Annotated in this window: 13 protein-coding genes; 4 read left to right on the top strand and 9 right to left on the bottom strand. The window is 35.1% G+C overall.

Features of this window, described 5'->3' with window-relative positions:
- Positions 1-45: 45 nt before the first annotated feature.
- From lpdA to C7J90_RS07280, 5 genes are all read right to left on the bottom strand, one after another.
- The gene (gene lpdA, locus C7J90_RS07300) at positions 46-1,452 is read right to left on the bottom strand and encodes a dihydrolipoyl dehydrogenase (protein WP_103208838.1); all 1,407 of its coding nucleotides are present in this window, start codon (positions 1,450-1,452) and stop codon (positions 46-48) included.
- 3 nt (positions 1,453-1,455) lie between these two features.
- Positions 1,456-2,751, bottom strand: coding sequence for a dihydrolipoamide acetyltransferase family protein (locus tag C7J90_RS07295; protein WP_103208840.1), 1,296 nt, complete (start codon positions 2,749-2,751; stop codon positions 1,456-1,458).
- A 143-nt stretch (positions 2,752-2,894) separates the two neighbouring features.
- Complete coding sequence (locus tag C7J90_RS07290; protein ID WP_103208842.1) at positions 2,895-3,872, bottom strand: alpha-ketoacid dehydrogenase subunit beta; 978 nt, start codon at positions 3,870-3,872, stop codon at positions 2,895-2,897.
- A gap of 3 nt (positions 3,873-3,875) precedes the next feature.
- Positions 3,876-4,988, bottom strand: coding sequence for a pyruvate dehydrogenase (acetyl-transferring) E1 component subunit alpha (pdhA, locus tag C7J90_RS07285; protein ID WP_103208843.1), 1,113 nt, complete (start codon positions 4,986-4,988; stop codon positions 3,876-3,878).
- Between the two features lie 157 nt (positions 4,989-5,145).
- On the bottom strand, positions 5,146-5,778 hold the full coding sequence (locus tag C7J90_RS07280; protein WP_103208845.1) for a YkyA family protein: 633 nt from the start codon (positions 5,776-5,778) through the stop codon (positions 5,146-5,148).
- Positions 5,779-6,028: 250 nt separating this feature from the next.
- Between C7J90_RS07280 and def the strand changes: the two genes are divergently transcribed.
- On the top strand, positions 6,029-6,580 hold the full coding sequence (gene def / locus C7J90_RS07275; RefSeq protein ID WP_103208847.1) for a peptide deformylase: 552 nt from the start codon (positions 6,029-6,031) through the stop codon (positions 6,578-6,580).
- A gap of 398 nt (positions 6,581-6,978) precedes the next feature.
- Here the strand turns inward: def and C7J90_RS07270 are convergent, their stop codons facing one another.
- Complete coding sequence (locus tag C7J90_RS07270) at positions 6,979-7,248, bottom strand: hypothetical protein (protein WP_103208849.1); 270 nt, start codon at positions 7,246-7,248, stop codon at positions 6,979-6,981.
- A gap of 491 nt (positions 7,249-7,739) precedes the next feature.
- Here C7J90_RS07270 and C7J90_RS07265 point away from each other — a divergent pair, with 491 nt between their 5' ends.
- Entirely contained in the window at positions 7,740-7,955 is a 216-nt protein-coding gene (locus tag C7J90_RS07265) for a DNA-dependent RNA polymerase subunit epsilon (RefSeq protein ID WP_103208850.1), read from the top strand.
- Positions 7,955-9,640: a ribonuclease J1 gene (gene rnjA / locus C7J90_RS07260; protein WP_103208852.1), complete on the top strand. Its 1,686-nt coding sequence runs from the start codon at positions 7,955-7,957 to the stop codon at positions 9,638-9,640. Before C7J90_RS07265 ends, rnjA begins: the two co-directional genes overlap by 1 nt.
- A gap of 68 nt (positions 9,641-9,708) precedes the next feature.
- Here the strand turns inward: rnjA and C7J90_RS07255 are convergent, their stop codons facing one another.
- From C7J90_RS07255 to C7J90_RS07245, 3 genes are all read right to left on the bottom strand, one after another.
- On the bottom strand, positions 9,709-10,368 hold the full coding sequence (locus C7J90_RS07255; protein WP_103208853.1) for a potassium channel family protein: 660 nt from the start codon (positions 10,366-10,368) through the stop codon (positions 9,709-9,711).
- 281 nt (positions 10,369-10,649) lie between these two features.
- Positions 10,650-11,669 carry a cytochrome d ubiquinol oxidase subunit II gene (locus tag C7J90_RS07250; protein WP_103208855.1) on the bottom strand — a complete coding sequence of 340 codons (1,020 nt, stop codon included), beginning with the start codon at positions 11,667-11,669 and terminating at the stop codon, positions 10,650-10,652.
- Entirely contained in the window at positions 11,669-13,015 is a 1,347-nt protein-coding gene (locus C7J90_RS07245; RefSeq protein WP_103208857.1) for a cytochrome ubiquinol oxidase subunit I, read from the bottom strand. Before C7J90_RS07245 ends, C7J90_RS07250 begins: the two co-directional genes overlap by 1 nt.
- A gap of 204 nt (positions 13,016-13,219) precedes the next feature.
- Here C7J90_RS07245 and C7J90_RS07240 point away from each other — a divergent pair, with 204 nt between their 5' ends.
- A complete protein-coding gene (locus tag C7J90_RS07240; protein ID WP_103209804.1) occupies positions 13,220-13,453 on the top strand; it encodes a glutaredoxin family protein in 234 nt (77 codons plus the stop codon).
- The last annotated feature ends 79 nt before the right edge of the window (positions 13,454-13,532 follow it).

The raw sequence follows: 13,532 nt of genomic DNA, 5'->3' as shown, positions 1-13,532 counted from the left end.
GAGGGCTAGAACACGTTTCAGTTCTAGCCCTTATATATGGTTATATTACATTGTATGAATAGGTAAACCTAACGCTTTTTCAGCAGCTTCCATGCTCATTTCACCTAAAGTTGGGTGAGCGTGAACAGTTAATGCGATATCTTCAGCATTCATACCTGCTTCAATAGCAAGTCCTAATTCTGAGATAACGTCAGAAGCACTTGTACCTACAACTTGAGCACCGATTAAAGTATCGTCTTCTTTAAGTGTAATTAACTTAACGAATCCAGTTGTATCATCTAATGATAATGCACGACCATTAGCTTGGTAAGGGAATTTAGATGCTTTATACTCAATGCCTTCTTCTTTCGCTTGAGCTTCTGTATAGCCAACTTGCGCTAATTCTGGCTCAGTGAAACATACAGCTGGCATACCAATGTAGTCGACTTCAGAATTTTGACCTGCAATTGCTTCAGCTGCTACTTTAGCTTCGTAGCTTGCTTTATGCGCAAGTGGTAATCCTGGAACGATATCACCAATTGCATAGATACTACTTACTGAAGAGCGGCTTTGTTTGTCAACTTCAACTAATCCACGATCAGTTAATTTAACACCAACCTCTTCAAGGCCTAACTCATCAGTATTTGGACGACGACCAACTGTAACTAATACATAATCAGCTTCAATTGTTTTTTCTTCGCCTTTAACTTCATAAGTGACTTTAACACCGTTATCAGTTTCTTCAGCAGATTTTGCTAATGCTTCTGTTTCAATAGTCATGCCTTTTGCTTTCATAGCTTTTTTAACTGGCGCAACCATTTGTTTTTCAAATCCACCTAAGATTTCTTTAGCACCCTCAAGGATAGTGACTTCTGTACCGAAATTAGCATAAGCAGTACCTAATTCTGAACCGATATAACCGCCACCAACAACAACTAATTTTTTCGGTACTTCATCTAAGTTTAATGCACCAGTTGAGTCTAAAATACGTCCACCAAATTTGAAGTTAGGGATTTCAATTGGACGTGAACCTGTTGCGATGATTGCATTTTTGAAGTTGTAAGTTTGCGCACTCTTATCATCCATTACACGTAAACTGTTACTATCTACAAAATAAGCTTCACCTTTAACGATTTCAACTTTGTTACCTTTAAGTAAAGCTTCAACACCGCCAGTTAATTTGTTAACAACTGATCCTTTGAAACCTTGTACTTTATTGAAGTCAAGCGTAACATTTTCAGCTTTAATTCCAAGGTCTTCACCGTGTTGTGCTTCTTCAAAACGGTGTGATGCGTGTAATAATGCTTTTGATGGAATACATCCAACGTTAAGACATACACCACCTAAATTACCTTTCTCAACGATTGTTACTTTTTGTCCAAGTTGTGCTGCACGAATAGCTGCAACATAGCCTCCTGGGCCTGCCCCGATAACTATAGTATCTGTTTCAATTGGAAAATCTCCGACTACCATATTTTACCCCTCCATTAATAATAGTTCTGGATTGTTTAATAAACGCTTGATATGATTCATAGCGTTTTGACCAGTCGCACCATCAATTTGTCTATGGTCAAAGCTTAACGACAATGCAAGTACTGGCGCTGCTACGATTTCGCCATCTTTAACGATAGGTTTTTGAGCAATGCGTCCAATACCTAGAATTGCAACTTCTGGGTGGTTAATCACTGGCGTAAACCATTGTCCACCAGCAGAACCGATGTTACTGATTGTACATGTTGCACCTTTCATTTCGTCAGATGTCAATTTACCATCACGCGCTTTAACAGCAAGTTCGTTAATTTCATCTGAAATAGCAAACATTGATTTACGATCAGCATTTTTAACTACAGGTACTAATAAACCTCTTTCAGTATCAGCAGCAATACCGATATTCCAATAATGTTTGTGTACCACTTCTCCAGCTTCTTCATTGAATGAAGTATTAAGTGCTGGGTATTTTTTAAGTGCAGAAACTAACGCTTTAACAACGTAAGGTAAGAATGTTAGCTTAGTACCTTGTTCAGCAGCGATTTCTTTAAATTTCTTACGGTGATCCCATAATTCTTGAACATCAATTTCATCCATTAATGTTACGTGTGGCGCAGTGTGTTTTGAATTAACCATTGCTTTAGCAATTGCTTTACGCATTGCAGGAATTTTTTCAGTCGTTTCAGGGAAGTCACCTTGCGCTGATGCTGCTGGTGCAGTAGTAGTTGAAGGTGCTTCTTCAGCAGAATCAGTTGATGTACTTTGTTCAGTAGCGCTAGCTTGTCCACCACCGTTTAAGTATGCATCGACGTCTTCTTTTGTAATTCTACCATTTTTACCAGTACCATTGACAGCTTTAATGTTTACATTGTTGTCACGCGCATATTTACGTACCGATGGCATTGCTTTAACACGCTTATCTTCATCAATCTCTTCTTCATTTTGTTGAGGGGCTTCAGTCGCTTTTTCTTCTTGTGGTGCTTCTTCAGTTTTATCTTCTGAAGATGCATTATCATGTCCACCTTTGAATTGCATATCTTCTGCATCAGGTGCGTCAATTTTAACGATAACATCACCAACAACAGAAACCGTACCTTCTTCTACAAGTACTTCTTCAATAGTACCTGAAACTGGGGATGGGATTTCTACTACTGATTTATCGTTTTGAACTTCACATAAAATATCGTCTTCTTCGATTTGGTCTCCTGCTTTAACAAACCACTTTACAATTTCACCTTCGTGGATACCTTCACCAATGTCTGGTAATCTAAATTCAAATGCCACGTTGTTTCCTCCTAAATAAGTTAAATTTAATTAATAAATGTGATAACACACTTAGGAGAAGGGGGCAAAAGACGTATCTACAAATTAAAATACGTTTTTACTCACATTCTCCGCAAGTGTCTCTATCTCTAAGCTAAAGTGAATTAAAATTCTAATGTTGCTTTAGCTTGTTCTAGGATGTCATTTTTGTTTGGTAACCAAACATTTTCAGCTTGTGTAAATGGGTAAATTGTGTCAGGTGCTGCTACACGTCCAATTGGTGCTTCTAATGAAAGAATCGCACGCTCAGAAAGTTCAGCAACAACGTTCGCACCTACACCCGCCTGTTTTTGTGCTTCTTGAACAACAACAACACGACCTGTTTTTTCTGTAGAAGCAACTAATGTATCGATGTCTAATGGTTGTACAGTTCTTAAATCGATTACTTCTACTGAATGACCATCTTTTTCAAGTTCTTCAGCAGCTTTCATTGATTCTTGAACCATTGCGCCATAAGTGATAATTGTTAAATCAGTACCTTCACGTTTAACGTTTGCTTTACCTAATTCAATCGTGTATTCCTCTTCAGGAACTTCTTCACGGAATGAACGGTATAACTTCATGTGTTCTAAATAAACAACCGGATCATTACTACGGATACTCTCAATCAATAATCCTTTTGCATCATATGGGCCAGATGGGATAACAACTTTAAGCCCTGGTGATTGTGCTAATAATCCTTCTAAATTATCAGCGTGAAGTTCTGGAGTATGAACCCCTCCACCAAATGGCGCACGAACTGTTACAGGTGCAACTTTTGAATTACCTGAACGGAAACGATGACGTGCAATTTGACCTGCAATTGAGTCAAATACTTCAAATACGAAACCTAAGAATTGAATTTCCATAATTGGACGATAACCTTGTGTTGAAAGACCTAATGCTAAGCCTCCAATACCAGACTCTGCTAAAGGTGTGTCGAATACGCGGTCTTCACCGAATTCTTTTTGTAAACCTTCAGTTACACGGAAAACACCACCGTTAACACCAACGTCTTCACCAAATAACAAAGTATTTTCGTCATTTTTAAGTTCAGTTGCTAGCGCGTTGTTAATCGCTTGAACCATTGTCATTTGTGCCATGGCTTATTTCGACTCCTTCTCTTTATGAATTTCATATTGCTCTGAAAGGTTTTGTGGCATCTCTTCGTACATAATATCCATTAATGAAGTAACTGTTTGTTTTTCAGTGTTGTCTGCCTCTTTAATAGCTGTTTTGATTTCTTGTTTTGCTTGTTCAATTACTTCATTTTCTTTTTCTTCAGACCATAAACCTTTATTTTCCAAGAACTTTCTGAAACGTACTAATGGGTCTTTTTTCTCCCATTCAGAATCTTCATCAGATGTTCTATATTTAGTAGGGTCATCACCAGCCATTGTATGAGGTCCATAGCGGTAAGTCATTGTTTCGATTAGTGTAGGACCTTCTCCTGCAACCGCACGATCACGCGCTTCTTTAGTTGCTTGATATACAGCTAAAGCGTCCATACCATCTACTTGAATGCCAGGAATACCTACTGCAACAGCCTTTTGGGCTAATGTTTTAGCTGCAGTTTGTTTGTCTCGAGGTGTTGAAATTGCATAGTTATTATTTTGAATAACAAAAATGGCAGGTACTTTGTATGCTGACGCAAAGTTAATACCTTCATAGAAATCACCTTGTGATGAACCACCATCACCCGTATACGTGATTGCTACTGCACTTTTACCACGTTTTTTAAGACCAAGTGCTACACCCGCAGTTTGGATGTATTGTGCACCGATAATAATTTGTGGGCTTAATGCGTTAACACCATCAGGCATTTGGTTACCTACAAAGTGACCACGAGAGAATAAGAAAGCTTTCGTTAATGGTAATCCGTGCCAAATTAATTGTGGCACATCACGATAACCAGGTAGAATAAAGTCTTCTTTTTCTAACGCATATTGTGATGCTAATTGTGAAGCTTCTTGACCAGCTGTTGGCGCATAGAAACCTAAGCGACCTTGTCTATTTAATGAAATAGAACGTTGGTCTAAAATTCGTGTCCACACCATTCTTCTCATTAATTCAACTAATTCATCATCAGATAAATCTGGTAATAAATCTTCATTTGTAACATTTCCATCTGCATCTAAGATTTGAACCATTTCAAATTTCGATTCAGTATCTTTCAATACTTTTTCAGCATCGAATTGGGCTTTTAACTTAGCAGCCATTCAATTCACCATACCTTTCCCGTTTATATATAATTCATCTTAAATTAGTGTAACATAAAACTGTTGAACTGTTAAATAGTTAAATTAAAGTTCTGTAACAGTTGATATCACGACAGTTTTAGAAACTGTTATAATTCTCATTTAAAACTGTTATAGTTTATTCATTCAAATATTGCTGGATATCCCTTTGCTCTCGCTGAGTTTTCTTGACAGCATCTGTATACGCTTTCACTTTTTGGCTCATATCTTTTTGTACATCAGCTAACGCTTTTGATTTTTGATCTACAATATCTTGTGTGCCAGATTGACCTTGGAAATATTGAAATAAGTCTTTTTCTTTAGCTAAAACATTTTCATATTCTTTTAAATATGCCTCATGTTTTTCATACTTATTTGTCATTGCTTTATTAAAGTCATCAAATTCCTTTTTAGTATCTTCATCTTCTATTTTGGCAGATTCTTTTTTTATCTTTTCAAATTCTTCTTTTGATTTTTGAACTGCATTTTTTTCTTTGTTTAGTTGCTCGCCTATCTTTTGATCATTATCTAATACTTTTTGAACTTCATCTTGAACATCAGGTATATTTGAGCCACTTATTTTTTTCATTTGTTTTTCTTTCTCAGATTCTAACTTTTGCATTTGCTGACTTACATCTTGAATTGGTGTTTCAACTTTTTGAATTTGTTGCAGTCCATCATTATAACTTTCAATATGCTCATCATCATTATTACAAGCAGCTAATAAAAATGTTGTGGCAAGTGCAACCCCTAGTGTCTTTTTGAATTTCATTCATTCAGCCTCCTTAAATTGTCAATGGTTATGTTAATGAAAAATAATTGATAAATCAAATATTTGCAAAGGCTTTAATTTTAAATTTATGTTAAAATCATTAAACCATAGTTACAATTTAAGATAAGTTGATAAAGTTTATTTTTAACAGATTAGATTAATAAGTATTTCTGAATAAATATAAAGCGATATGTACTATGACGATTATCCGTCAAATTTGTTATATTATATCTAAGGAAGGTGTCAAAAAATGTTAACAATGAAAGATATTATTAGAGATGGACATCCAACTCTTCATAAAAAGGCTGAACCAGTCTCATTCCCATTATCTGATGAGGACCGTCAAACATTAGAAGCGATGCAAACTTTTTTGCACAATAGTCAAGATCCAGAGATATCGGCAAAATATCACTTACGCAGTGGTGTTGGGATTGCTGCACCTCAAATTAACGTTTCAAAGCGTATGTTCGCTGTCTATTTACCAGATGATGGCAATGGCAAAAGTTATGATATGGTTATTATTAATCCTAAAATTGTAAGCCACAGTGTACAAGAAGCCTATTTACCTACAGGGGAAGGGTGTTTAAGTGTGGATGAAGATATTCCTGGCTTGGTTCACCGTCATTATCGTATTAAACTTAAAGGATACGATATGGAAGGAAATGAAATCAGTTTACGTTTAAAAGGATACGCAGCTATCGTGTTCCAACACGAATTAGATCATCTAAATGGTGTTATGTTTTATGAACATATTGATGCTAATCATCCTTTAGAGCCCCACGCCGATGCTATTGAAGTTTAATGACCTATTCATATAACAAACCTGGCTCGTTTGAATAATGCTTAAATACGCATTTTATTCGGCTCTCAGTCAAATTGGACTGGTCGCATTAAATTAAGGCGTTATGCAATAATGGATTGCTTAACGCCTTTTTCGTTATGTGATCATAAAGCCTTGAACATTAATGCCTCTTTTAATACAACATAAATCAGTAAAATTGAGTTGGTAAAACATACTTTATAACTTAGGGGTGTGAATAAATATAGCAAATTTGATTGTTTCCTAAGCCGAGACTTCTGAGGCGCCTAGAAAAGTGAGGCTTTATGGAACAATCAAATAAATGAAATTATTTATACACCAGTCCGATTTACTATAGAACCTTTTTTCAAACGAGCCAGGTTTCTTCTTATTTAAAATGTCTACATAAAAATATCGGATCTCTCAGTGAATGGAATATCCATCTCCATTAATTGTTCTTTTAAATTTTCAAATGTCTCCTTATCTAAAAATTCAGGATCATGATTATGCCTTATATAATGATGCTGCTCACTATCCACAAATGGTTCTCGATACAAAAAGAACATTGTAACCTCATTTTGACGTATTTCAAATTGAATTGATTCCAACTGCTTATCTGTTCTATTCTGTTCTTTTTGCACTTCTTTAATTAATTGCTCGACACTTTTCATTATCATCACCCTTTTTCTTGAATCGTTATTCTCAGTTCAAACGTAACACATATATTTTATACTTTATCACATTCCACTTTATTTCTTTACATACATCATGTAAAATAAAACCAACTGGGTATAATATAAGAATGGATTAATTTCCTTAGCGGTCTATTATCAGATAAGCATCTACTTTGCTTTCACTGATTGATTTGAATTGATTATTGCGATTAATCATCATGTAATTAACACGTTATGATGATTCGGATGGCACTTTCAATGATTGCAAATAATTTATTTTCATAAATATAGGTTGATTGAACTCTTATATTACTCAAAAAAGAACGGATTTAAAATATCATTACACATACATCTTAGTGTAATTAGTGATGGATTGAATGAGACTCTATGAGTGTTTCGTATTTATTCAATTCATGTTTTTTATTTATCAAGATGTTATAGTGCAATGTCATGAATATACAGTTTTTAATACTAGGAGGAAAACATTAATGTCAATTTTCAAAGTTTTTTACCAACATAATAGAGATGAAGTCATCGTACGTGAGAATACACAGTCCATTTATGTTGAAGCAAATACTGAAGAACAGGTACGTCGTTACTTAAAAGATCGTAATTATAATATTGAATTCATAACTAAATTAGAGGGCGCACATTTAGATTATGAAAAACAATCAGAGCATTTTAACGTGGAGCAGGCACTGTAATGAAACAACTTCAAAAAAATGAAGTCGGTGTATATGCTCTTGGTGGCTTAGGTGAGATTGGTAAGAACACTTACGCCGTCGAATATAGAGATGAAATCGTCATTATTGATGCAGGTATTAAATTTCCAGACGATAATTTACTTGGTATTGATTACGTGATACCTGATTATACGTATCTCGTTCAAAACCAAGATAAAATTGTTGGTCTGTTTATCACGCATGGTCATGAAGACCATATAGGTGGTGTGCCCTACCTGCTCAAACAATTGAATGTGCCAATATATGGTGGCCCTTTAGCGTTAGGTCTTATCCGTAATAAGCTAGAGGAGCATCATTTATTACGTACAGCTGAATTAAATGAAATCAATGAAGACACTGTAATTAAATCTAAACATTTTGAAATCAGTTTCTATTTAACAACACACAGTATTCCGGAAACGTATGGTGTTATAGTTGATACGCCAGAAGGTAAAATCATACACACAGGTGACTTTAAATTTGATTTTACACCTGTAGGAGCACCAGCAAATATCTCTAAAATGGCCCAACTCGGTGATGAGGGTGTCCTTTGTCTTTTATCCGATTCCACAAACTCATTAGTGCCTGACTTTACATTAAGTGAACGTGAAGTCGGACAAAATGTCGATAAAATATTTAGAAATTGCACTGGCCGTATTATATTTGCAACATTCGCTTCAAATATTTATCGCGTTCAACAAGCTGTTGAAGCTGCTGTTAAATATGATCGCAAAATTGTAACATTCGGTCGTTCAATGGAAAATAATATTAAAATCGGAACGGAACTCGGTTATATTAAAGCCCCACCGGAGACATTTGTTGAACCTAATAAAATTAATAGCATTCCTAAACACCAATTGCTTATTTTATGTACAGGATCACAAGGTGAACCTATGGCAGCTCTATCTAGAATTGCTAACGGCACACATAAACAAATCAAAATTATTCCTGAAGATACAGTAGTCTTTAGTTCATCGCCAATTCCTGGTAATACGAAAAGCATCAATCGTACTATTAATGCTTTATATCAAGCGGGCGCTGAGGTTATTCACAGTAAAATTTCAAATATACACACATCTGGTCACGGATCACAAGGTGACCAACAATTAATGCTTCGTTTGATGAGACCGAAATATTTCTTACCGATACATGGTGAATATCGCATGCTTGTTGCGCACGGTCAAACTGGCGTAGATTGTGGTGTCAAAGAGGAAAATGTATTTATCCATGATATTGGTGATGTACTTGCACTAACTCGCGACTCAGCACGAACTGCTAGTCGCATCCCTTCTGGTAACGTCCTTGTTGATGGTAGTGGTATTGGAGACATTGGGAATGTCGTGATTCGAGATCGTAAATTATTATCTGAAGAAGGTCTTGTTATCGTCGTGGTTAGTATCGACTTTAACACTAATCAACTCTTATCAGGCCCGGATATTATTTCTCGTGGTTTCGTATATATGCGTGAGTCAGGTCAATTAATTTATGACGCACAGAAAAAAATCAAACAAGATGTAATTTATAAGCTTAATCATAACGACTCAATCCAATGGCACCAAATTAAATCATCTATCATCGAAACATTACAACCTTACCTATTTGAAAAAACAGCACGTAAACCTATGATTTTACCTGTTATTATGAAAGTGAACGATAATAAAAAATAAACTCATGTAACATAAATTATCTCAAAAAAGAGTAGTTGATCTCTAAAAAGGTCAACTACTCTTTTGCTCTAATGTGCTATTTTCTTTTCATAACGCGTTAAGTCATTGTCATGACCTATCATAATGAGTATGTCATCAAACTCTAATGCCATACTCGGATCAGGTGCTACAATAATTTCTTTTCGACGCTTAATTGCAATAATATTAATGCCGTAATTAGCGCGTATATCTAAATCTACTAGTGTTTGTCCTGCCATCGACTCAGTTGCTTTCATCTCAACAATAGAATGTTCATCTGATAGCTCTAAGTAATCCAGTACAGTAGCACTCGCAACATTATGAGCAATACGGCGTCCCATATCACGCTCAGGATGAACGACAGTGTCTGCACCGATCTTATTTAAAATCTTGGCGTGATAATCATTTTGGGCTTTGGCAGTTACTTTTTTTACACCTAACTCTTTTAAGATTAGCGTTGTTAAAGTACTTGCTTGAATATTTTCTCCGATTGCAACAATCACGTGATCAAAGTTTCGTATTCCCAAACTTTTCATTACAGCCTCATCAGTTGTATCTGCAACCACCGCATGCGTTGCAATATCACTATATTCATCAACGCGATTCTCATCACTATCAATAGCCATTACATCCATATCTAATGCATTTAATTCACGTACAATACTGCCACCAAAACGGCCTAATCCAATAACTACGTATTCCTTATCCATTCTATGCCTCCGAAATAGTTAGTTTTTTAATGATAAGTCACTATTCACTACTCTAAAAAAGGAGCGGACACATTTCAGTATACTGAAACCTTCGTCACACTCCTATTCGATAACGTTATTGAGATGGAACTGAATTAGATTCAGAAACATCATCTACTATCATATCAATCTTATCTGCCAAATCAATACTTTCTTTAAAAGCATCACACTTTTGGAAGAACAGAAATGTTTCTAAAAAGTAATTGTGCTACCTCTTTTATTAAAATAAAATTGTAACACTACTATTTTCTTCCTCTCACATAGTCTTTGTCAAGCACAAAAAGTTTAAGCATAAGATACAGTGAGGGCAACAGTAATAATAGACCACATATAAATGCTATAATCAAGACAATAGCCATACTATCATTGGTAACGGCGTCATTTATTTTAACATATGGATATAAAATATAAGGTAATTTACTCAATCCATAACCAAAAAATGCTGTTCCCATTTGTATCACGACAAATAAAAACGCAATGCCATGTGCTTTTTTGAAATAGGTCAATAAGCCAGCGATGATAAAAGCTATAATACTTAATACAAATAACCAACCATAATCATAAACAGCTGATTCAAAATGCCCCTTATTTTGAACTCTTAAAGATAGAAATACAAATAAAGCAATAGCAATCATCGGCGCACCCCACATTAAAAACCACTTACGCAAGAGGTGATAAGCATCCCAATCTTTTGCACGATAGGCATAAAATGTTAAAAAACCTGATGAAATATATAAAACAGAAATAATTGCTAAAAACACAACAGCCCAGCCAAAAGGACTTAGAAAGAGTTCTTCCCAATTTAAATCAATCTTATTTTGGCTATCTCGAATAATATACCCGCCTTCAGAAATCGTTAACGCTGTAGATAAAGCTGCTGGAATGAACAACCCAGACAAGCCATAAATCATAAGCCAAGACAACTTTTGGTCTTGACCGTAGTTTTCAAATGCATAAAAAGAACCACGTACAGCAAGGAGTATTAAAGCGATAGATCCCGGAATTAACATGACTGTTCCATAATAGTAAGCTGTATCAGGAAAAAAACCTACAATTCCTACAAAGAAAAATACAAAAAATACATTCGTTACTTCCCATACTGGGTTTAAATAGCGTTCAATTAATCCGTTGATTCTATGATCTTCACCTGTTAATCTCGCATGCAATGAGAAAAATCCAGCTCCAAAGTCAATGGCTGCAACGATAATATATCCAAATAAAAACAGCCAGAGTACACCTATTCCTATCATTCCATAATCCATTATTGTTCACCCCTCTTAAGTTCCAATGCTCGAATATCCTTGTAAGCCGGTTGATCTTTGAACATTCGTAATAGAACAAAAGTAGCAGAAAATAACAATACAAAATACAATATCGCAAATAATATAGTTACAAAAGTTAAACCACTTGCTTGTGTCGCAGCGTCTTGAACTTTTAAAATACCTCTAACAATCCAAGGTTGACGTCCGAGCTCTGTTAGAAACCATCCAAACTCAATAGCTAACATTGCTGCAGGGCCTGTTAAAATTGTGGCATATAATAACCACTTATGATCTGATTTAATTCGCTTAATAAATAATGATAAAACATAGATTGCTGAAATCACAAAACAGAAAATACCAAAAATTACCATTAAATCAAAGAAATAATGTACAATGAGCGGTGGTATTTCTTCTTGAGGGAATTCATTTAACCCTTTAACCTCTGTTGAAAAACGATTATCGGATAAGAAACTAAGTGCCCCTGGTATTTTAATGGCACCTTTGACTTCTTGGGATGATTCATCCAAAACACCGAATAATACTAAATCTGCATGCGATTCAGTCTCAAAATGCCATTCATATGCTGCAAGTTTTTCTGGCTGATGTTCGTGTAAAAATTTGGCTGAAAGGTCTCCCGCTAACATAGATAACATAGAAAAAATCAGGCCAACTACCATTGTTATTTTTAATGCTGACTTGTGATATTCACGATCTTTAAGGACTTTATTCTTCAGCAATTTAAATGCTGCAATACTTGCTAAAATAAAAGCCATCGTCATAATTGCTGTAGCGACAACATGAAAAGAGCGAACCATAAATGAAGCATTAAACATCGCTTCAACTGGATCGACATTAACCATTCTTCCATCTCTCATTTCCATACCAGCAGGTGTATTCATAAACGAATTCACAGAAGTAATAAAGAGTGCTGAAAACGTTCCACCAATAATCACTGGAATACTTAGGAAAAAGTGAATCCATTGATTCTTAAATCGACTCCACGTATATAAATAAATACTAAGGAAAATCGCTTCAAAAAAGAAAGCAAATGTTTCCATAAAAAGTGGTAATGCTATAACATGACCTCCTATACGCATAAAAGTAGGCCATAATAATGAAAGTTGCAATCCAATAATGGTCCCTGTTACAACACCAACTGCAACAGTAATTGTATACCCTTTAGACCAACGTTTAGCCAATGCAATATATTTATCATTCTTTTTCTTAATCCCTAAAAATTCAGCAATAGCAAAAAATAAAGGCATCCCCACACCAATTGTTGCAAAAATAATATGAACAGCCAGTGTCATAGCAGTTAAAAACCGGCTAATATCCACTGCATCCATTTAATCCCTCCTCTTTTATATAAAAGATGTTTATTTAAATATTATAAGCGTTATATAAACATTAATAAATCTTTTGGGACTTTCAAAATATGACAAATTCTTGTCTTTGACTTAATTTAGTCAAATTTATCCATAAAATTAATTTGATTTTTTTTGCAATTTATCTTACTATATATCAATAAAAAAGAAAAAGTAGGTTATGCGATGCCACACATTACAATTTATACTCAAGATGATTGCCCACCTTGTACTTTTATTAAAAACTATCTCTCTGAACATCAAATCAACTTTGAAGAAAGACACATTTCAAATCACAATTATCGAAATGAAATGATTAATTATGATGCGTTTTCGACACCCTTTATAGTTCTTGATGGCGAACCGATGTATCAAGTCGATTTAGATAAAATCAATCAAAAGTTCGGTATCAAGTCTTAGAATCACCTTACCACTTAAAGATTAAAAAGCTGTACAGTAATAACGCTTTTCTATCCATACCCAAAAAGCGTGGGACATC

Source organism: Staphylococcus felis (assembly GCF_003012915.1).
Lineage (GTDB): Bacteria > Bacillota > Bacilli > Staphylococcales > Staphylococcaceae > Staphylococcus > Staphylococcus felis.
The sequence above is the reverse complement of the archived record's forward strand: the minus strand, read 5'-3'. Positions and strand labels throughout refer to the sequence as shown.

Bases quoted from the DNA above. Each gene is read 5' to 3' on its own strand.
- C7J90_RS07255 (WP_103208853.1), bottom strand. From the start codon at position 10,368: ATGGATAAGGAATACGTAGTTATTGGATTAGGCCGTTTTGGTGGCAGT.
- lpdA (WP_103208838.1), bottom strand. From the start codon at position 1,452: ATGGTAGTCGGAGATTTTCCAATTGAAACAGATACTATAGTTATCGGG.
- C7J90_RS07240 (WP_103209804.1), top strand. From the start codon at position 13,220: ATGCCACACATTACAATTTATACTCAAGATGATTGCCCACCTTGTACT.
- pdhA (WP_103208843.1), bottom strand. From the start codon at position 4,988: ATGGCTGCTAAGTTAAAAGCCCAATTCGATGCTGAAAAAGTATTGAAA.
- C7J90_RS07290 (WP_103208842.1), bottom strand. From the start codon at position 3,872: ATGGCACAAATGACAATGGTTCAAGCGATTAACAACGCGCTAGCAACT.
- C7J90_RS07280 (WP_103208845.1), bottom strand. From the start codon at position 5,778: ATGAAATTCAAAAAGACACTAGGGGTTGCACTTGCCACAACATTTTTA.
- C7J90_RS07250 (WP_103208855.1), bottom strand. From the start codon at position 11,669: ATGGATTATGGAATGATAGGAATAGGTGTACTCTGGCTGTTTTTATTT.
- C7J90_RS07270 (WP_103208849.1), bottom strand. From the start codon at position 7,248: ATGAAAAGTGTCGAGCAATTAATTAAAGAAGTGCAAAAAGAACAGAAT.
- def (WP_103208847.1), top strand. From the start codon at position 6,029: ATGTTAACAATGAAAGATATTATTAGAGATGGACATCCAACTCTTCAT.
- C7J90_RS07265 (WP_103208850.1), top strand. From the start codon at position 7,740: ATGTCAATTTTCAAAGTTTTTTACCAACATAATAGAGATGAAGTCATC.
- C7J90_RS07245 (WP_103208857.1), bottom strand. From the start codon at position 13,015: ATGGATGCAGTGGATATTAGCCGGTTTTTAACTGCTATGACACTGGCT.
- rnjA (WP_103208852.1), top strand. From the start codon at position 7,955: ATGAAACAACTTCAAAAAAATGAAGTCGGTGTATATGCTCTTGGTGGC.